At 70.9% G+C, this 19,303-nt stretch carries 16 protein-coding genes and 1 pseudogene; 10 read left to right on the forward strand and 7 right to left on the reverse strand.

What is annotated here, in order from left to right:
- The 3 genes and pseudogenes from VF289_RS10735 to VF289_RS10745 form a co-directional block, all read right to left on the reverse strand.
- On the reverse strand, nucleotides 1-257 hold a 257-nt coding region (locus tag VF289_RS10735), incomplete at its 3' end, for a hypothetical protein (protein WP_330883883.1).
- Nucleotides 258-356: 99 nt separating this feature from the next.
- Nucleotides 357-590 (reverse strand): annotated as a pseudogene (locus VF289_RS10740) (DUF664 domain-containing protein); the annotation flags it as partial.
- Nucleotides 591-692: 102 nt separating this feature from the next.
- Entirely contained in the window at nucleotides 693-1,139 is a 447-nt protein-coding gene (locus VF289_RS10745) for a pyrimidine dimer DNA glycosylase/endonuclease V (RefSeq protein WP_330883884.1), read from the reverse strand.
- A gap of 177 nt (nucleotides 1,140-1,316) precedes the next feature.
- Between VF289_RS10745 and VF289_RS10750 the strand changes: the two genes are divergently transcribed.
- On the forward strand, nucleotides 1,317-1,844 hold the full coding sequence (locus VF289_RS10750; RefSeq protein WP_330883885.1) for a hypothetical protein: 528 nt from the start codon (nucleotides 1,317-1,319) through the stop codon (nucleotides 1,842-1,844).
- On the opposite strand, the gene VF289_RS10755 is transcribed toward VF289_RS10750, so the two are convergent.
- The gene (locus VF289_RS10755; RefSeq protein WP_330883886.1) at nucleotides 1,819-3,585 is read right to left on the reverse strand and encodes a bifunctional 3'-5' exonuclease/DNA polymerase; all 1,767 of its coding nucleotides are present in this window, start codon (nucleotides 3,583-3,585) and stop codon (nucleotides 1,819-1,821) included. The genes VF289_RS10750 and VF289_RS10755 overlap by 26 nt on opposite strands.
- 17 nt (nucleotides 3,586-3,602) lie before the next feature.
- Nucleotides 3,603-4,280 (reverse strand): MBL fold metallo-hydrolase, encoded by a 678-nt coding sequence (locus VF289_RS10760; RefSeq protein WP_330883887.1) that lies wholly within the window; start codon nucleotides 4,278-4,280, stop codon nucleotides 3,603-3,605.
- Nucleotides 4,281-4,352: 72 nt separating this feature from the next.
- On the opposite strand from VF289_RS10760, the gene uvrA reads away from it, so the two are divergent.
- The 9 genes from uvrA to secG all read left to right on the forward strand — a co-directional run bounded on the left by uvrA (nucleotide 4,353) and on the right by secG (nucleotide 15,889).
- Nucleotides 4,353-7,220 (forward strand): excinuclease ABC subunit UvrA, encoded by a 2,868-nt coding sequence (gene uvrA, locus VF289_RS10765; RefSeq protein WP_330883888.1) that lies wholly within the window; start codon nucleotides 4,353-4,355, stop codon nucleotides 7,218-7,220.
- Between the two features lie 6 nt (nucleotides 7,221-7,226).
- Nucleotides 7,227-9,179, forward strand: coding sequence for an excinuclease ABC subunit UvrC (gene uvrC, locus VF289_RS10770; protein WP_330883889.1), 1,953 nt, complete (start codon nucleotides 7,227-7,229; stop codon nucleotides 9,177-9,179).
- Between the two features lie 80 nt (nucleotides 9,180-9,259).
- A complete protein-coding gene (gene rapZ, locus VF289_RS10775) occupies nucleotides 9,260-10,156 on the forward strand; it encodes an RNase adapter RapZ (protein WP_330883890.1) in 897 nt (298 codons plus the stop codon).
- Entirely contained in the window at nucleotides 10,153-11,301 is a 1,149-nt protein-coding gene (locus VF289_RS10780; RefSeq protein WP_330883891.1) for a gluconeogenesis factor YvcK family protein, read from the forward strand. Before rapZ ends, VF289_RS10780 begins: the two co-directional genes overlap by 4 nt.
- Nucleotides 11,285-12,283: a DNA-binding protein WhiA gene (gene whiA / locus VF289_RS10785; RefSeq protein WP_330883892.1), complete on the forward strand. Its 999-nt coding sequence runs from the start codon at nucleotides 11,285-11,287 to the stop codon at nucleotides 12,281-12,283. Before VF289_RS10780 ends, whiA begins: the two co-directional genes overlap by 17 nt.
- Before the next feature lie 111 nt (nucleotides 12,284-12,394).
- The gene (gene gap / locus VF289_RS10790) at nucleotides 12,395-13,399 is read left to right on the forward strand and encodes a type I glyceraldehyde-3-phosphate dehydrogenase (RefSeq protein WP_330883893.1); all 1,005 of its coding nucleotides are present in this window, start codon (nucleotides 12,395-12,397) and stop codon (nucleotides 13,397-13,399) included.
- Nucleotides 13,400-13,546: 147 nt separating this feature from the next.
- Nucleotides 13,547-14,749, forward strand: a complete 1,203-nt coding sequence (locus VF289_RS10795; protein WP_330883894.1) for a phosphoglycerate kinase — start codon at nucleotides 13,547-13,549, stop codon at nucleotides 14,747-14,749.
- On the forward strand, nucleotides 14,746-15,522 hold the full coding sequence (gene tpiA / locus VF289_RS10800; RefSeq protein ID WP_330883895.1) for a triose-phosphate isomerase: 777 nt from the start codon (nucleotides 14,746-14,748) through the stop codon (nucleotides 15,520-15,522). Before VF289_RS10795 ends, tpiA begins: the two co-directional genes overlap by 4 nt.
- Nucleotides 15,523-15,646: 124 nt before the next feature.
- Nucleotides 15,647-15,889 carry a preprotein translocase subunit SecG gene (gene secG / locus VF289_RS10805; protein ID WP_330883952.1) on the forward strand — a complete coding sequence of 81 codons (243 nt, stop codon included), beginning with the start codon at nucleotides 15,647-15,649 and terminating at the stop codon, nucleotides 15,887-15,889.
- Nucleotides 15,890-15,979: 90 nt separating this feature from the next.
- Here secG and pgl read toward each other — a convergent pair whose 3' ends face one another.
- Entirely contained in the window at nucleotides 15,980-17,692 is a 1,713-nt protein-coding gene (gene pgl / locus VF289_RS10810; protein WP_330883896.1) for a 6-phosphogluconolactonase, read from the reverse strand.
- A complete protein-coding gene (zwf, locus tag VF289_RS10815; RefSeq protein ID WP_330883897.1) occupies nucleotides 17,689-19,242 on the reverse strand; it encodes a glucose-6-phosphate dehydrogenase in 1,554 nt (517 codons plus the stop codon). Before zwf ends, pgl begins: the two co-directional genes overlap by 4 nt.
- Between the last annotated feature and the right edge of the window lie 61 nt (nucleotides 19,243-19,303).

Here is a 19,303-nt window from a genome sequence, read left to right on the forward strand (position 1 = left end):
GAGGTGCGCGTGAACTCGGAGCCCTCGGTGACCTCCTCGATGGATGTCTCGGGCTCCGGCTGCTCCGTCGACCAGCCGGTCCACCCCTGCTCCACCACCGTGAGCGTGACCGTGAGGGTGGGCTGGAACGGGTCCGCCACTTTGCACGCGGAGAGCGCCGCGACCGGCAGCGCGAGCACGGCGGTGCGGCGTCCGACGCGAGTCGGCGCGCCGCGGCGCAGGCGGCGCGGTGCGTGGTGGCTCGGGCTGTGGTCCATGCGGGCAGGCTAGGAGAGTCCGACCCATCGCGCGATGGGGAGAACTCCCCCACAGCGCCCGCTGGGTGAGCTCCAGGCCGAGGTCGCGAGTCGGCTGCGTCAGTCCACCGCCAGATCCTGGCGACCGTCGATCGCCTCCCGTGCCATGTCGAGATGACCGGCATGGACTGCGGTCTCGTCGATCACACGCAGCAGGATCTCCCATCCCGTCTCGAGTCGTGGCGCAGGTGGCTGACCATCGAGCGGGGTGTCCACCCGGACGGGGCTGCGACGAGATCGAGCTCCGCCTCGTTCAGCCCGTCGATCGTGCGCCGCACGTGCGCTCGATGCTGAGCGAGGGTGCGCCGCGTAAGGGCATGGGCGATCGGTGCAGGATCATGGTCCGACATGGGGTTCCCTTCTCCGCGGTGCCGGGGCGGGGGAGCGGAGCCGTCCTCAGGGCGAGGCACGCTCCCACGAGGCGACGGCACCGGGGACGACGGTGAACAGCGGATGGGGCTCGGGCGTCTGGAGGAGCCGCTCGCGCTGCCAGCGGTCCGGATCGCGCTGCTCGAGCTTCGCCAGCAGGTGCTCCCATTCGAGCGCGAGCTGAGCATCATGGACGGGGATCCGCGCCGGTAGCGCCCCGTCGCTCGGCGCCTCGTCGATCCGAGTGCGGTCGAAGCGGTATCCGCGCGCCGTGGCCTCCACGGCGAGGGCCCCGAGATACGCGCCGACGGCGGGGAGCGGATGGCTGTGCTCTCGGAAGCGCTCGAGCTGGGGATGGGACCGGTAGCCCGTCGTGCGCCCGGCGAGCACGGCCTGGGCCAGCAGGGACTCCCGCCAGCAGCCGGTGAGGCCCTGACGGTCGAGGTGGCGGGGGTGCAGTGACCACAGACGCATCCTCCCATCATGACGCACCACCGTCCCACCACCGTCCCACCACCGGCGCCCTTCCGGCGAAGGTCACTCCCGGACGCGACGATCGTCGGTGCACACAGCAGGCCGCTGCTCGGTAGCGTCGGCCGGGACGGCAGCCCGCACCAGGCTGTCCCGCACCACCCGTCATGGAGGAACCACGTGGCCCGCACTCCGCAGTCCCGGATCATCCCGCTCGCCGGCAGCGCCGTCGTCTCGACCGCGGTCGGGATGATCCCGCTCCACCGCCTGCCGCAGCCGGTGCGGATCGCGTACATCGTGCTGCCCGCCGCGGTCACCGGCGGGATCATCCTGGCCGCGTTGCATCGCCGTCCCTCCGGCTCGCCTCAGCCGGAGACGGAGACGGAGCCGCCGACAGAGCCGCATCATGAGTCCGAGCCGGCGTCCGGGCCCGACGCCTCCCGGAAGGCCGAGCGCCGCCGGATCGCGACGGTGGCGCTCCCGCTCGTGGTCGGCGGGCTGACCGCGGGTGCCGGCGCCGGGAGCATCGTGGTGGACCGCGGCATCGAGAACGCGCTGCGTCGTCGCGGCGTCCGCGCTCCGCGGCTGGCCATGGGGCTCGCCGCCGGTGCGCTCTCCCTCGGGATGGACGTGCTGATCGCGCGCACCGAGGGCCGTGCAGCCGCCGAGGAGGGTGCGGAGCCTACTTCTCCGCCGAGCGCTCGCTGATCGCCAGATCCAGCGGGAAGTCGATCGCACTGCCGGGGAACAGCAGCCGACCCGCCGCGTCGGCCGATTCGCGGATCGCGGTCGCCGCGGCCTCGGCCTGATCGGCCGGGGCGTGGACGATCACCTCGTCGTGGAGGAAGAACGCCAGGTGCGCGCGGCGGGAGAACACCGGCCCCGACGGACCGGCCGCCGTCGACTCCGCGACCGCCGGCAGCGCGGCGAGACGCAGCCGCAGAGCCGCCATCCATGACAGCGCCCACTCCGCCGCGGTGCCCTGGACCACGAAGTTCCGGGTGAACCGCCCCCGGTCCCGGGCGGAGCGGCGCGCCGCCTCCTGCTGGCCGGGCGCTGCGTCGGGCTGATGCGCGGCGCGCTGAGCCAGGGACCAGGTCTCCTCGACCGCGGGGGAGGAGCGCCCCAGCCAGGTGCTCACCGTCCCGCCGCGCTCACCGGTCGCGGCGGCGCCGTCCACGAGCGCCATCGCCGCGGGGAAGTTCCGCCGCAGTCGCGGCACCACCCGGCCGCTGTCCCCGGTGGTGCCGCCGTACAGGGCGCCGAGCACCCCGATCTTCGCCTCCTGGCGGGTGGTGACGATGCCCGCGTCGACGATCCCGGAGTAGAGGTCCTTGCCGGCGCCGGCGGCGATCATCGCCGGGTCCGCGGACATCGCTGCCAGCACGCGCGGCTCCAGCTGGGAGACGTCGGCGCTGACCAGGCGCCAGCTCGGATCTGCCCGCAGTGCCGGCCGCAGCTGCCGCGGTATCTGCAGCGCCCCGCCGCCGCTGGAGGCCCAGCGCCCGGTCACCACCCCGCCCGGCACGTACACCGGGCGATAGCGGCCCTCGTGGACCCAGTCGTCCATCCAGGCCCAGCCGTTCGCCGTGAGCAGGCGGGACATCTTCTTGTACCGCAGCAGCGGTGCGATCGCGGGGTGGTCATGCTCCTGCAGCTCCCACTGGGACGTGGAGGCGACGTCGATCCCCGCCCGATGCAGAGCGCGCAGCAGCCTGGGCGGGGACTCGAGCGGCACCAGCGGGTCCCCGAGCGCGTCCCGCACCTCGGTGCCCACCTCCACCATCTGCGAGGGCACCGATCCCGCGGAGGGGCGCGGGCCGAGGGCGGCGGTGAGGATCCGGTCATGCTCGGCGACGTCCCACGGGATCCCGGCGGCCTGCAGCTCTGCGGCGATCAGCGCCCCGGCGGATTCGGCGGCCACCAGCAGCCGGAGCCTCGCCGGATCCCGGGAGGCGTCGATCGCGCTGCGCTGCCGGGTGAACTCGGCCAGCGTCTCCTCGACGCCCGAGGGCACCGAGCCGGGACGCGGTGAGGCGGCGTCGAGCTCGAAGAGTGCCGCGCCGGTGTCCCGCGCCGGCTCGTGCGGGTCCAGCGGCGTCTCCCAGTCCGTCGCCGCGCGCAGCGCCGCCGGGTCCGTGACCAGTTCCGAATGGCAGAGGATCCGGTGGATCAGCCGCAGGTCATGGCAGCGCTCGAGCGTCACACCGGCCGCGAGCAGTCGCGGGTACCAGGCGGCGGCGTCGCTGACCACCCAGCGCGGTCGATGCTCCGCCTCGTACCGGCCGACGAGCGCGGGGAGATCGTCGGCCGCGACCTCCTCGGTGCCGAGCGGGCCGCCGTCCGTGCTCAGAGCGAGCAGCTGCCTGCGCCCGCCCGGACCACGCCCGAGCAGGCACCACGCGGGTGGGACAGGAGCGGACGACCGCGGTGCGGGGGTCGGGGCCACGGGAGGCGGGGGAGAGGTCACCAGCCCCGCTCGCGCCAGACCGGCAGCGAGGGACGCTCCGCGCCGAGCGTGGTGTCATCGCCGTGCCCGGGGTACACCCAGGTCGAGTCATCGAGCCGGTCGAAGATCCGCTGCTCGACGTCATCGATCAGCTGCGCGAACCGCTCGGGGTCCTGCTTGGTGTTGCCCACCCCGCCGGGGAAGAGGGAGTCGCCGGTGAAGAGGTGGTCGCCCTCGTCGCCGCCGCGCCACAGCACCGCGACCGATCCCGGGGTGTGGCCGCGCAGATGGATGATCTCCACCTCCTGCTGCCCGAACTCGAGCACGTCCCCGTGGGAGAGCGGGAGGTCGATCCGCTCGGTGATCTCCTTCGCGTCCGCCTCGCCGGCGGCGGTGCGGGCACCGGTGGCCGCCATCATCTCCGCGAGCGAGCCCACGTGATCATGGTGGGAGTGGGTGGTGACGATGAGGTCCAGCTCGTTGTGCGACCCGCCCGCGGCGATCATGCGACGCAGCGCGTCGGTGTCCGCGGCGGCGTCGATCAGCAGCTGCGCCCCGGTCGACCGGCAGGTCAGCAGGTAGGCGTTGTTGTCCATCGGGCCCACGGAGAGCTTGCGGATCTGCAGGTGGCGGAGGTCCCGCACCATCGGTTCGCCCCCGGGCTCGGCATGGCCGGTGTACTGGTGATCGCTCATGACCCCAGTATGTCGCCCACCTCTCCTCCGAACAACTGTTCGAAGGTCGCACTTCGCCCCTAAGATGGCCCGGTGACTGAATCTCTGGTCGTCCGTGGTGCGCGCGAGCACAACCTCAAGAACATCGACATCGACATCCCCCGCAACAAGCTGGTGGTGTTCTCCGGGCTGTCCGGCTCCGGGAAGAGCTCCCTGGCCTTCGACACCATCTTCGCCGAAGGGCAGCGGCGGTACGTGGAGTCGCTCTCCGCCTATGCCCGGCAGTTCCTGGGCCAGATGGACAAGCCCTCCGTCGACCTCATCGAGGGGCTCTCCCCAGCGGTGTCGATCGACCAGAAGTCGACCAACCGCAACCCCCGCTCCACCGTCGGCACCATCACCGAGATCTACGACTACCTGCGACTGCTGTTCTCCCGCACCGGTGAGCAGCACTGCCCGATCTGCGGCGAGAAGGTGAGCTCCTCCTCCGCGGAGCAGATCGTGGACACCCTGCTCGAGCAGGAGCCCGGCACCCGCTTCCAGCTGCTGGCCCCGATCGTCCAGGGCCGCAAGGGCGAGCACGTCGACCTGCTGAGCTCTCTGCGCTCCCAGGGCTTCGCCCGCGCCCGGATCGACGGGGAGAACCGGCGCCTCGACGAGGAGATCACCCTCGACAAGAACTTCAAGCACACCATCGAAGTGGTCGTGGACCGCCTCTCCGCGAAGCCGGACGCGCGCCGCCGCCTCACCGATTCCGTCGAGACCGCGCTGCGGCTGGCCGAGGGGATCCTGGTGGTCGACTTCGTCGACCTCGACGAGGGGGACCCTGACCGCAGCCGTCGCTTCTCCGAGAAGCGCGCCTGCCCCAACGACCATCCGCTGGCGATCGACGACATCGAGCCGCGCACCTTCTCCTTCAACGCCCCCTACGGCGCCTGCCCCGAGTGCACCGGCCTCGGGCAGCGCCTCGAGGTCGACCCGGAGCTCGTCATCCCCGATGAGGACCTGTCGCTCTCCGACGGGGCGATCGCCCCGTGGTCCATGGGCCACGCGGACCGCCACCTCGAGGTGATGACCGGTCTCGCCGAGGACCTCAGCTTCTCGATGGACACTCCGTGGCGGGCCCTGCCCCAACGGGCCAAGGACGCCCTGCTGCACGGCAAGGACCACAAGGTCCACGTGAAGTACCGCAACCGCTTCGGCCGCGAGCGCACCTACTCCACCGGCTTCGAGGGCGTGATGCACTTCCTCGAGCGCCGCCACACCGACACCGAGTCGAACTGGGCCAAGGAGCGCTACGAGCAGTTCATGCGCGAGGTCCCCTGCCCCGCCTGCCGGGGAGCCCGACTGCGCCCCGAGGTGCTGGCGGTGACCGTGGGCGGACGCTCCATCGCCGAGGTCACCGAGATGTCGATCCGTGAGGCGTTCGCCTTCCACGAGAGCCTCGAGCTGGGGGAGCGGGAGGCGAAGATCGCCGACGAGGTGCTGCGCGAGATCCGCTCCCGCCTCGGCTTCCTGCTCGACGTGGGTCTGGACTACCTCAACCTCGCCCGTGCCGCCGGCACCCTCTCCGGCGGGGAAGCGCAGCGGATCCGGCTCGCCACCCAGATCGGCTCCGGACTGGTGGGAGTGCTCTACGTGCTCGATGAGCCCTCCATCGGCCTGCACCAGCGGGACAACGAGCGCCTCATCGCCACCCTCGAGCGGCTGCGCGACCTCGGGAACACCCTGATCGTCGTCGAGCACGACGAGGACACCCTGAACGCCGCCGACTGGGTGGTCGACATCGGCCCCCTGGCCGGCGAGCACGGCGGCCGGGTGGTGCACTCCGGCGGCGTCGAGGAGCTCAAGACCAATCCCGAGAGCCTCACCGGCCGTTACCTCTCCGGCGAGCTGGAGATCCCGCTGCCGCAGGAGCGGCGGAGGATCGACACGGAGCGGATGCTGAAGGTCGTCGCGCCGCGGGCGAACAACCTCACCGGACAGGACGTCTCCTTCCCGCTCGGCGTGCTCACCGCCGTCACCGGAGTCTCCGGCTCGGGGAAGTCGTCGCTGGTCAACGACATCCTCTACTCGGTGCTCGCCAAGGAGCTCAACCGTGCCCGCATCGTGCCCGGCCGCCACAAGCGCGTCACCGGCCTCGAGCACCTCGACAAGGTGGTGCACGTGGACCAGTCGCCGATCGGCCGCACCCCTCGCTCGAACCCCGCCACCTACACCGGGGTGTGGGACCGGGTGCGCACCCTGTTCGCGCAGACCAACGAGGCGAAGATCCGCGGTTACACCGCCGGGCGCTTCTCCTTCAACGTCAAGGGCGGCCGCTGTGAGGCCTGCTCCGGCGACGGCACGCTGAAGATCGAGATGAACTTCCTGCCGGACGTCTACGTCCAGTGCGAGGTGTGCAAGGGGCAGCGGTACAACCGCGAGACCCTCGAGGTGAAGTTCAAGGACAAGAACGTCGCCGAGGTGCTGGACATGTCCATCGCCGAGTCGCTCGAGTTCTTCGACGCGGTCCCCGCGATCCGTCGGCAGATGCAGACCCTGGTCGACGTGGGCCTCGGCTACGTGAAGCTGGGGCAGTCCGCGACCACCCTCTCCGGCGGTGAGGCGCAGCGCGTCAAGCTCTCCTCCGAGCTGCACAAGCGCTCCAACGGACGCACCATCTACGTGCTGGACGAGCCCACCACGGGCCTCCACTTCGAGGACGTCCGCAAGCTGCTCGAGGTGCTGGGCGGTCTGGTCGACAAGGGAAACTCGGTGATCGTCATCGAGCACAACCTCGACGTCATCAAGACCGCCGACCACGTCATCGACCTCGGCCCCGAGGGCGGCTCCGGCGGCGGCCGGATCGTCGCCACCGGCACCCCGGAGCAGGTCGCCGAGACGCCCGGCTCCTACACCGGCCACTTCCTCGCACCGATGATCGCCACCGGACGAGCGGGCCGCACCGGGAAGCGGTGACCCCAGATGGCTGACCCGGCGACCTACCGTCCCGCGACCTCCACCATCCCCACCCGTCCGGGGGTGTACCGCTTCCGGGACGAGCACGGCCGCGTCATCTACGTGGGCAAGGCGAAGAACCTCCGCCAGCGCCTGGTGAACTACTTCCAGGACCTCGCCGTCCTGCACGAGCGCACCCGCCGCATGGTCACCACGGCCGCGAGCGTCGAGTGGACCGTGGTGGGCACCGAGGTCGAGGCCCTCACCCTGGAATACACCTGGATCAAGGAGTTCGACCCGCGGTTCAACGTCAAGTTCCGCGACGACAAGTCCTATCCCTACCTGGTGATCACCATGGGGGAGAAGGTGGCGCGGGTGCACATCACCCGTCGGCCCCGCGCGAAGGGCGACCGGATCTTCGGCCCCTACCCGCAGGTGGGCGCGATCCGCGAGACCCTCGACCTGATGCTGCGGGTGTTCCCCATCCGCTCCTGCACCACCGGGGTGTACCGCCGCGCCGAGCGCGCGGGCCGACCCTGCCTGCTGGGATTCATCGGCAAGTGCGCCGCGCCCTGCGTGGGCGATATCAGCGAGGACGAGCACCGCAGGCTCGCCGAGCAGTTCGCGGACTTCATGGCGGGGAACACCACCAAGTACGTCCGCCGGATCCAGCGGCAGATGCAGGCCGCCTCGGCGGCGATGGACTACGAGACCGCGGCGAGCCTGCGCGATGACCTGAAGGCTCTGGAGAAGGTGATGGAGAAGAACTCCGTCGTGCTCTCCGACGCCACCGATGCCGATCTGATCGGTTTCGCCCAGGACGAGCTGGAGGCCTCCGTCCAGGTCTTCCACGTGCGCGGCGGCCGGATCCGCGGCCAGCGCGGCTGGACCGCCGAGATCCTCGACGAGTCCACCGGCCCGGACCTCATCGAACGGGCGCTGACCACCCTCTACTCCGACGGCGCCGCCCCCAAGGAGGTCCTGGTCCCGGTGCTTCCCACGAACCGGGCGCAGATCCAGGAGCTGATGGGGCAGAAGGTCGACCTGCGGGTCCCGCAGCGCGGCGAGAAGAAGGACCTCCTGCTCACCGTCGGCGAGAACGCGACCGAGGCGCTGCGCCTGCACCGGCTCAAGCGCGTCGGCGACCTCACCGCCCGCACCAAGGCGCTCGAGGACCTCGGGGAGGCCCTCGATCTCGCCGAGCCCCCGCTGCGCATCGAGTGCTACGACATCTCCCACTCCCATGGCACCAACGTGGTCGGCTCGCAGGTGGTGTTCGAGGACGGCCTGCCCAAGAAGAGCGAGTACCGCCGCTACTCCGTCACCGGGGAGGCGGCCCGCGACGACACCGCGTCGATGTACGACGTCATCAGCCGCCGCCTGAAGCACCACCTGGATCCGCCGGAGCAGAGCGACGAGGATCGACGCCGCTTCGCCTATCCGCCCTCGCTGCTCCTGGTCGACGGCGGGCCTCCGCAGGTCGCCGCCGCCCAGCAGGCCATGGACGACCTCGGCATCACCGACATCGCCCTGGCCGGGATCGCCAAGCGCCTCGAGGAGATCTGGCTCCCCGGGGACGAGTACCCGGTGATCCTGCCCCGGACCAGCGAGGCGCTCTTCCTCGTCCAGCGCCTGCGTGACGAGGCGCACCGCTTCGCGATCACCTATCACCGCTCCAAGCGCGGCCGCGCCATGCAGGCGAGCGCCCTCGACGGGATCCCGGGGCTGGGCCCCGCCCGCCGCCGCGCACTGCTGGACCGGTTCGTCACCGTCTCCGCGATCCGGGAGGCCGGCGAGGAGGAGCTCGCCGGGGTCACCGGGATCGGGCCCGCGTTGGCAGCGCAGATCGCACTCGCGCTACGATCCGAGGAGGGGCGTGCCCCGGATCCGGCGACGGACGCAGGAGCGGACACGCTCGTCGAGGACGAGGCTCTCGGTGTCGTCGTGGACACTGCGACCGGCGAGATCATCGGGAGCTGACCTCCTCGCACCGAACGCCGAACGCCGAGTACCGCACGCCGCCCCGACCGTCCCCTGCCCCCGTCCCGGAAGGAGCGCCCGTGACCGAGGATCCTGCGCCGAGCCCCAGCACCGATACCCGTGGGGACGTCGTGATCATCACCGGACTGGCCGGAGCCGGGCGCGAGACGGCCGCGCACGCCCTGGAGGACATGGGGTGGTACGTCGTCTACAACATCGCCCCGCAGCTGATCGGCACGCTGTACGAGCTCCGCGCCTCCGCGGTGGGCCGCGAGAACCGCTTCGCGGTCGTGGTCGACCCGCGCTCGGGACCGTTCTTCAACGAGCTCTCCGACGTGGTCGCCGAGCTGCGACGAGCGGACCTCCGCCTGCGGCTGGTCTTCCTCACCGCCGATGAGTCCACCCTGGTGCGGCGCTTCGACTCGGTGCGCCGCCCCCACCCGCTGCAGGGGGAGGAGGGTGTGCTCGAGGGCATCCGCCGCGAGCGCGAGATGCTCGCCCCCTACCGCCGGACGGCCGATCTGGTCATCGACACCTCTCCGCTGAACGTCCACCAGCTGACGATGAAGATGCGCACTGTCTTCGGGACCAGCGAGGAGCAGCAGCTGACCGTCACGATGCTGTCCTTCGGCTTCAAGTACGGGATCCCGCTCGAGGCCGACCACGTCAGCGACGTCCGCTTCATCCCCAACCCCTACTGGGTGCCGGAGCTCAAGCCCCTGCGCGGCACGGACGCCGCGGTCGCCGAGTTCGTGCTCGGCGACGCCAACGCGGGCGAGTTCGTCGAGCGCTACCTCGAGATGATCACGCCCGTGCTGCGCGGCTACAGCGCCGAGAACAAGCACTTCACGACGCTCGCGATCGGCTGCACCGGCGGCAAGCACCGCAGCGTCGCGGTCTCCGAGAAGATCGGCGAGGAGCTGCGCCGGGCCGGACATGCCGTGCGGATCCGCCACCGTGATCTGGGGCGCGAATGAGCATCGCACCCCGCACCGGAGGCCACCGCCTGCGCGGCGCGGATCGTTCCGCGAGCGCCCGACGCGGCCGGCGCGGCGACCCCCAGCGCCCGCTGCGCGTGGTGGCCCTCGGCGGCGGGCACGGGCTGGCAGCGAACCTGCGCGCCCTGCGCCTGCTGGCCGATGACATCACCGCCGTGGTCACGGTCGCCGACAACGGCGGCTCCTCCGGCCGGATCCGCACCGAGATGCCCGTCCTGCCGCCCGGCGACCTGCGCATGGCGCTCGCGGCGCTGTGCGAGGACTCGGACTGGGGATCCATCTGGGGCGACGTCATCCAGCACCGCTTCTCGACCAACGGCGATCTGGACGGCCATGCCCTCGGCAACCTCCTGATCGTCGCGCTGTGGCAGATCCTCGAGGATCCGATCGAGGGCCTGGACCAGATGGCTGAGCTGCTGGGCGCCCGCGGACGCGTGCTGCCGATGGCGCTCGAGCCGCTGGACATCGAGGCCCGCGTGCGGGGCGCCGATGACCAGGTGCGCACCGTCTCCGGGCAGTGGCAGGTGGCGACCGCCGAGGGACGCGTCGAGCAGGTGCGGCTGATCCCCGAGCGGCCGCGCGTCGCGCAGGACGTCATCGACGCCCTGCAGCGGGCCGACTGGATCATCGTGGGGCCCGGCTCCTGGTACACCTCGGTGCTCCCGCACCTGATGATCCCGGAGATCGCCGAGGCGATCCGCACCAGCCCCGCGCGGGTCTGCATCACCACCAACCTCTCGGTGGGATCGCAGGAAGCGGAGGGGATGACCAGCCAGGACATGCTCCGGGTGCTCGTGGACGCCTCGCAGGGGTGCCGCTTCGACGCGCTGCTGGCCGACCCGACCACCCTCGAGGACCACCTCGAGCTCGCCGCAGATGCCCGTTCGCGTGGCATCCGGACGCTCCTGCGCCAGGTCAGCGTGGGGGATGGCACTCCCCATCACGACCCGGTGCGTCTGGCCGCCGCGTACCGTGATCTGTTCGACGATGTCTACGGCGACGTGGAGGCCGAGCACGTGGTCTCCGCGCCCGTCGGCGTCTCCCCGCCCGAGGGCGGGGATCACCGCACCACGGGGGCGCCCGCCCCCAGCACCGAGGAGGACATGCATGGCTCTGACGGGTGAGGCCAAGGAGGAGCTGAGCCACCTCGAGGTGAGCCGTCCCTCCGCACGCAAGGCCGAGGCGGCGGCGATGCTCCGCTTCGCCGGCGGACTGCACCTGGTGGCCGGGCGAGTGGTGGTCGAGGCGGAGCTGGACTCCGCGGCCGTCGCGCGCAGGCTCCACGGGATCATCTCCGACATGTACGGCCACAGGGCAGAGCTCGCGGTCCTCGCCCCGTCGGGGATCCGCCGCACCACCCGCTACCTCGTCCGCGTCGACCGGGAAGGGGGGATGCTCGCCCGGCAGACGGGACTGCTGGACGCACGGGGGCGCCCCGTGCGCGGCATGCCGCCGTTCGTCGTCGGCGGAGCCACCGTCGACGCGGAGGCGGCCTGGCGGGGCGCCTTCCTCGCGCGCGGCACCCTCACCGAGCCCGGCCGCTCCTCGGCGCTCGAGCTTTCCTGCCCCGGACCCGAGGTCGCGCTGGCGATGGTGGGCGCCGCCCGTCGGCTCGGCGTCGCCTCGAAGGCCCGCGAGGTCCGCGGCACTGACCGGGTGGTGCTGCGGGACGGGGACGCCATCTCGCTGCTGCTGTCGCGGATGGGTGCTCCGGAGACGGTGAAGGTCTGGGAGGAGCGGCGCACCAAGCGCGAGGTGAAGGCGACCGCTCACAGACTGGCGAACTTCGACGACGCGAACCTGCGCCGCTCCGCACGTGCCGCGGTCGCAGCCGGACAGCGGGTGCAGCGCGCTCTGGAGATCCTCGGCGACGAGGTGCCCGAGCATCTCCAGGCCGCCGGGAGGCTGCGGCTCGAGCACCGACAGGCGAGCCTGGAGGAGCTCGGGCGGCTCGCGGATCCGCCGCTGACGAAGGACGCGGTGGCCGGCAGGATCCGGCGTCTGCTCGCCACTGCGGACAAGCGCGCCGAGGAGCTGGGACTGCCCGGCACCGACCAAGGGGTGGACGAGGACCATCTGCCGCCGTCACCTGATCCCGGTCGTTGATAGGATCGTCACGGTCGTCGGTCGAATCCGGCGCCGTCCGAGCGTACGACGGCGTGCGCGCCACATCAGTACCGGAATTCCACAGTCCCGCTGTGGATCTAGGAGGAACCCTTGACAGTCAAGGTTGGTATCAACGGATTCGGCCGCATCGGCCGTAACTTCCTGCGCGCCGCTCTCGAGCAGAAGGCGGACATCCAGATCGTCGGTGTGAACGACCTCACCGACAACGCCACGCTCGCGAACCTCATCAAGTACGACTCCATCGGTGGGGTCCTGCCCTACGACGTCTCCTTCGACGAGACCTCGATCACCGTCGGCGAGAACTCCTTCAAGGCGTTCGCCGAGCGCGACCCGAAGAACATCCCCTGGGGCGAGATCGGCGCGGACGTCGTCATCGAGTCCACCGGCATCTTCACCGACGCCGAGAAGGCCAAGGCCCACATCGAGGCCGGCGCCAAGAAGGTCATCATCTCCGCTCCGGCGAAGAACGAGGACGCCACCTTCGTGATCGGTGTCAACGAGGGCGACTACGACCCCGCCAAGCACAACATCATCTCCAACGCCTCCTGCACCACCAACAGCCTCGCGCCGGTGGCGAAGGTGCTGAACGACGAGTTCGGCATCGTCAAGGGCCTGATGACGACCATCCACGCGTACACCTCGGACCAGTCCCTCCAGGACGGCCCGCACTCGGACCCGCGCCGTGCCCGCGCCGCCGCGCTGAACATCATCCCGACCACCACCGGTGCGGCCAAGGCCGTGGCCCTGGTGCTCCCGGAGCTCAAGGGCAAGCTCGACGGCTACTCCCTGCGCGTCCCGGTCCCCACCGGCTCGATCACGGACCTCACCTTCGAGGCCTCCCGCGAGGTCACCGCCGAGGAGATCAACGCCGCGATCAAGAAGGCCGCCGAGGGCCCGCTCAAGGGCGTCCTGCGCTACACCGAGGACCCGATCGTCTCCAAGGACATCGAGGGCGACCCGCACTCCTCGATCTTCGACGCGCAGCTGACCAAGGTGATCGGCAACCAGGTCAAGATCTTCTCCTGGTACGACAACGAGTGGGGCTTCTCGAACCGCCTCGTGGAGCTCTCGCAGCTCGTCGGCAAGTCCCTCTGATCCCCGCGTCGTCGCTCTGACGACCAGGACAGACCCGGAGCCCGTCGGCCGCCGCACCGAAAGGTCGGTGACCGGCGGGCTCCGCTCGTCCCCTGAGCCCCTGCGCCGCTGTGCGGCGCGGCGGCGAGACCCTGAAGGAGCACCACCGTGCTGAAGACCATCGATACGCTCGGCGAGCTGCGCGGCAAGCGCGTGCTCGTCCGTGCCGATCTGAACGTCCCGCTCGACGGGACCACCATCACCGACGACGGCCGCATCCGCGCGGCGCTGCCCACCCTCACCCGCCTGGTCGAGGTCGGGGCCCGGGTCGTCGTGATCTCCCACCTGGGCCGCCCCCAGGGCGCCCCGGAGGAGAAGTACTCGCTGCGTCCCGTCGTGGGCCGGCTCGGCGAGCTGCTCGGCCAGGAGGTCGCCTTCGCGACCGACACCGTCGGCGACTCCGCGTCCGAGACCGTCGCCCAGCTGCAGGACGGTCGCGTCGCCGTCCTCGAGAACCTCCGCTTCGACGCGGGGGAGACCTCGAAGGACGAGGCGGAGCGCCTCGACTTCGCGAAGCAGCTCGCCGCGCTCGGCGACGCCTTCGTCTCCGACGGATTCGGCGTGGTCCACCGCAAGCAGGCCTCGGTCTACGAGCTCGCGACCCTGCTGCCCGCGGCCGCCGGCGAGCTGGTCCTGGGGGAGGTCGAGTCCCTGCGCAAGGTCACCGACCAGCCCGAGCGACCCTTCGTGGTGGTGCTCGGCGGGGCGAAGATCGCCGACAAGCTCGGCGTGATCGACAGCCTTCTGGGCAAGGCCGACCGCATCCTCATCGGCGGCGGCATGGCCTACACCTTCCAGAAGGCGAAGGGCCACGAGGTGGGCCAGTCGCTGCTCGACGAGTCCAAGATCGACACGGTGCGCGAGTACATGGAGCGTGCCGAGCGCGACGGCGTCGAGCTGGTCCTGCCTATCGACACCGTGGCGGCGGCGGAGTTCTCCGCCGAGGCGACCCCGACCGTGGTCGGCGTGGGGGAGATCCCCGCGGACCAGGAGGGCATGGACATCGGCCCGGAGACGGCGAAGCTGTTCGGCGAGAAGATCGCGGACGCGGCCACCGTGTTCTGGAACGGCCCGATGGGCGTCTTCGAGTTCGAGAACTTCGCCAAGGGCACCATCTCGGTGGCAGAGACCCTCTCCAAGGCTCCGGGCTACACCGTGGTCGGCGGCGGCGACTCCGCCGCAGCCGTCCGCATCCTCGGATTCGACGAATCCCTCTTCTCGCACATCTCCACCGGCGGCGGCGCGAGCCTCGAGCTCATCGAGGGCAAGGACCTGCCGGGCATCACCATCCTCGAGGAGGACCACGCATGACCACCCCCCGCACCCCGCTGATGGCGGGCAACTGGAAGATGAACCTCGACTGGAAGCAGGGCCTGGCCCTCGTCGAGGAGCTGGGCGAGCAGCTCAAGGAAGTCGACACCAGCAGGGTCGAGACCGTCGTGCTGCCGCCCTTCGTGGACATCCGCACCGTCCAGGTCGCGGTCGATGCCGGCAAACTGCCGATCGCCTACGGCGCCCAGGACATCTCCGCCCACGAGTCCGGTGCCTACACCGGTGAGGTCTCCGGCTCGATGCTCAAGGCTCTCGGGGCGAGCTATGTCGCCGTCGGCCATTCGGAGCGTCGCCAGTACCACGGCGAGGACGAGCAGGTCACGAACGCCAAGGTGAAGGCAGCCTTCGCCGCGGGCCTGACCCCGATCCTGTGCGTCGGCGAGCCGCTCGAGGAGCGCCAGGCCGGCACCCATGTCCAGTACACCCTCTCGCAGCTCACGGGCGGCATCGAGGGCCTCGACGCCGCACAGGCCGCGCAGATCGTCATCGCCTACGAGCCCGTCTGGGCGATCGGCACCGGCGAGGTCGCCAGCGCCGAGGACGCGCAGGAGGTGTGCGCCGCGATCCGTGAGGCGCTGCGCAGCGCCCACGGCGACGAGGTCGCCGATGCCGTGCGCGTGCTGTACGGCGGCAGCGTGAAGTCCTCGAACGTCGTGGAGCTGATGGGCAAGGCCGACGTCGACGGCGCGCTCGTCGGCGGCGCCTCGCTCAAGGCCGAGGAGTTCGCGAAGATCGCGGGTTACCAGGGCTGAGCAGTCCTCACGCCCCTCACGGGAGTAAGCCGTCCCACGCGGGCCGGGTCCTCGACGGACCCGGCCCGTGGCGTATGCTGGATCGGTCCGACGCTCTGACCGGAAGGTGCCCGTCCTCGTGGATCTGCCTCTGCTGAAGCTCATCCTTCAGATCCTGCTGGCCGTCCTCGGCCTGCTGACCATCATGCTCGTGCTGCTCCACAAGGGGCGCGGCGGTGGTCTCTCCGACATGTTCGGCGGCGGCGTCTCGTCCAGCGCGAGCGCGTCCGGTGTGGCCGAGCGGAACCTGAACCGCCTCACGGTCACCGTCGCCGTGTCCTGGGGCCTGTGCGCGGTGGGCCTCGGGATCATCGAGAAGATGCTCTGATCCTCCGTCCGGGCCGCAGCCCGGACCTCGGCACAGCGCAAGGGCCGGTCACCCCAGAGGTGACCGGCCCTTGCACATGCCCGGACGGGCTCAGTCGGTAGCGGCGGCGGCCTCGTCCAGGTACCAGGTGGTCGAGTCCAGACCGCGCACGGCGGAGGCCGGCACCGCCCACGGATCGATGTCCCCGTGCCCGTCCCGGACGGCCCCGGCCTTCTCGGCGCCCGCGACCAGCAATGCCACGTGGCGCGCGGAGTTCAGCACGGGCCAGGTGAGCGAGATCCGCTCCGCCGGCGGCTTGGGCGAGTCGGTCACGCCGGTCGCGTTGGCCCCCACCCGGCGCTGACCGGGATGCTGCGGGAACAGCGAGGCGATGTGGCCGTCGGGCCCGACGCCCAGCAGCAGCACGTCGAAGAAGGCTCGACCGCGGGTGCGGAACGGTTCGTCGCCGCCCAGCTGGTCCAGCTGCTGGCCGTACCAGGCGGCGGCATCGTCCAGGGACATGCCGTCCGCCGGGGAGGGCATGACGTGGATGTTGCGGGCGGGCAGGCCCGCCCGCTCCTGGAGGGGGACCAGGAGCGAGTCGCGCACCGCGACCTCGTTGCGCTCCGCGGAGTCGGGCTCCACGAACCGCTCGTCGCCCCACCACAGGTGCAGGCGGCTGCCGTCGACACCTGCGGCGAGCAGGGCCTCCGCGAGCGCCTCCGCCGTCTTCGTCCCGACGGTCCCGCCGGTGAGCACCAGATGGGCGAGCGGACGCTTCTCGAGTGCGGCGGCGAGGTGCGCGGCGGTCGCCGAGGCGGCGGCCGCCGCGACGGCTTCCGCATCGGGCTCGACCACGTCGTGCGGTGCGGGCTTGCCGCTGGCGAAGGTGGCGGCGTCCTCGATGCTGCTGTAGGTGCTGGCGAGGACCTCGCCGTACACCTCGTCGGGATCCAGCCGACGCAGCTCCTCGGTGATCAGCTCCGGCAGGGTGCGACGGGGCATGGTCACGTGCTGGCCGGTCTCGTCCCCGGGGAGCTTCATGATGATCGAGTCGTCGTCCACCCGGGTGAGGTCGATGACCCCGTCCTCGCGGATAAGACGCACGCTGTGCACACCGGCGAAATCGGTCTCTTCCCCGGACGGGGCCAGCACCTCGGCCTCGACCCCGAGGGCATGCTCGAGCCAACCGGCCATCAGCGCCACCGAGGGGTTCTCGGCGGAACCGCTGACCTCGATCTTCGTGGGCACGGTGACCGGCGGGACCTCGTAGGCGCTCGCGACCAGACCGCGCCAGCGGGTCAGCCGTGCCCAGGCGAAGTCGGAGTCCCCGCTGGCATAGCCCCGGCGGAGCCGCTTGAGGGTGCCGAGCGGATCGGTGCAGGCTGCCGAGTCCGTGATCCGTCGCTGGGACATGGAGCCGAGCACGTCGTGCACGGGGGAGGAGGGGGCGTTCTCGGGCCACCAGGTGACGATCGGGGCGTCCGGCAGCAGGAGCGCCATCACCAGGGTGTCCAGGGACCACAGCACGTCGCCGCGGGCCTGCAGGATCACGATCTCCCCGGCACCGGCGTGGCGGCCCACGCGGATCTCGGCGTCGAGCCCGGAGCTCTCGGCGTCGGGATCGGCGTCGACCACGATCACCCGGGCGGGGTGCTCATGGCTGGCCGCGACGGCGGCTTCGAGCGGCTCCTCGATGTCTCCGGTGGCGATGATGATGAGGGTCAGCACCCGGCCGATGGTGTTCTCGCCGAAGGTCTCCCGCATCTCGTTCATCTGCTTGTCGATCGCCGATGCGGTGGTGTCGGTCAGGGTGGTGATCACGGTCGCCTCCAGGTGCGTCCGTCACGGGCGAGCATCTCGTGAGCGGTGTCGGGCCCCCAGGTGCCGGGGCGGTACGGGGCCGGGTCCAGGTTCTCGGCCCAGAAAGCGGTGATGGGGTCGAGGATCTGCCAGGAGAGCTCGACCTCCTTCTGCCGCGGGAACAGCGGCGGATCCCCGAGGAGCATGTCCAGGATCAGCCGCTCATAGGCCTCCGGCGACTCCTCGGTGAAGTTCATGCCGTAGGCGAAGTCCATGGTCACATCCCGCACCTCCATCTGGGTGCCGGGGACCTTGGAGCCGAAGCGCATCGTCACGCCCTCGTCCGGCTGGACGCGGATGACGATCGCGTTCTGCCCGAGGTCCGCGGTGTCGGTGGAGCGGAAGGGCAGGAACGGCGCGCGCTTGAAGACGACCGCGATCTCGGTCACCCGGCGTCCCAGTCGCTTGCCGGCGCGGAGATAGAAGGGGACCCCCGCCCAGCGACGGGTCGCGATGTCCAGCCGCATCGCGGCAAAGGTCTCCGTGGTGGAGTCGGCGGGGATGCCGTCCTCCTCGAGGTAGGGCCGTACCTGCTCACCGCCCTGCCAACCGCCCACGTACTGCCCGCGGGCGGTGTGGGTGGCGAGGTCCTCCGGCAGCTCGATGGCGGAGAGGACCTTCTCCTTCTCGGCGCGGAGGTCGGAGGCGCGGAAGCTCACCGGCTCCTCCATCGCCGTCAGCGCGAGCAGCTGCAGCAGATGGTTCTGGATGACGTCGCGGGCGGTGCCGATGCCGTCGTAATACCCCGCGCGGGATCCGATGCCGATGTCCTCGGCCATCGTGATCTGCACATGGTCCACATAGCTCGCGTTCCAGATGGGCTCGAACAGCTGGTTCGAGAAGCGCAGCGCCAGGATGTTCTGGACCGTCTCCTTGCCCAGGTAGTGGTCGATGCGGAAGACGTCCTCGGGGCGGAACGCCTGCTCGACCACGTCGTTCAGCTCACGGGCGGAGGCGAGATCGTGCCCGAAGGGCTTCTCGATCACGGCACGGCGCCAGGAGCCGTTGTCGGCGCTGTTCAGTCCCGAGTTCGCCAGCTGCGAGAGCACGGTGGGGAAGGCGTCCGGCGGGATCGACAGGTAGAAGGCGTGGTTGCCGCCGGTGCTGCGTGTGCGGTCGAGCTCACCGACCACCTCGGTGAGCGTCTCGAAGGCGGCGGTGTCGTCGAACGTGCCGGTGACGAAGCGGAGTCCGCCGCGCAGCTGCTCGAAGACGCTCTCGTCGAAGCCTGTGCGGGAATGCTCGGAGACCGACGTGCGCACGTACTCGGCGAAGTCGTCGTGGGACCATTCGCGGCGGCCGAAGCCGACCAGGCCGAAGCTGGGCGGGAGCAGTCCGCGATGGGTGAGGTCATAGATCGCCGGGAGCAGCTTCTTGCGCGCGAGGTCTCCGGTGACGCCGAACATCACCATGGAGGAGGGTCCCGCGATGAGGGGGAGACGGCGGTCCCGGGGGTCGCGCAGCGGATTGGGCGCGTCCGGCCCGGTGGAGTGGTCGGAGGTGTCGGTCACGATCGTCCTTTCTCGGACATGAGCGCAGGAGCACGGCCCGCCCGCCGGGGCCGGGCCGTGC

Source organism: Brachybacterium sp. (assembly GCF_036379615.1).
Classification (GTDB): domain Bacteria; phylum Actinomycetota; class Actinomycetes; order Actinomycetales; family Dermabacteraceae; genus Brachybacterium.

What these genes read in the sequence shown, in the direction of transcription:
- VF289_RS10745 (WP_330883884.1), bottom strand. Translation starts at nt 1,139, where the DNA reads ATGCGTCTGTGGTCACTGCACCCCCGCCACCTCGACCGTCAGGGCCTC.
- VF289_RS10760 (WP_330883887.1), bottom strand. Translation starts at nt 4,280, where the DNA reads ATGAGCGATCACCAGTACACCGGCCATGCCGAGCCCGGGGGCGAACCG.
- uvrC (WP_330883889.1), top strand. Translation starts at nt 7,227, where the DNA reads ATGGCTGACCCGGCGACCTACCGTCCCGCGACCTCCACCATCCCCACC.
- VF289_RS10780 (WP_330883891.1), top strand. Translation starts at nt 10,153, where the DNA reads ATGAGCATCGCACCCCGCACCGGAGGCCACCGCCTGCGCGGCGCGGAT.
- whiA (WP_330883892.1), top strand. Translation starts at nt 11,285, where the DNA reads ATGGCTCTGACGGGTGAGGCCAAGGAGGAGCTGAGCCACCTCGAGGTG.
- tpiA (WP_330883895.1), top strand. Translation starts at nt 14,746, where the DNA reads ATGACCACCCCCCGCACCCCGCTGATGGCGGGCAACTGGAAGATGAAC.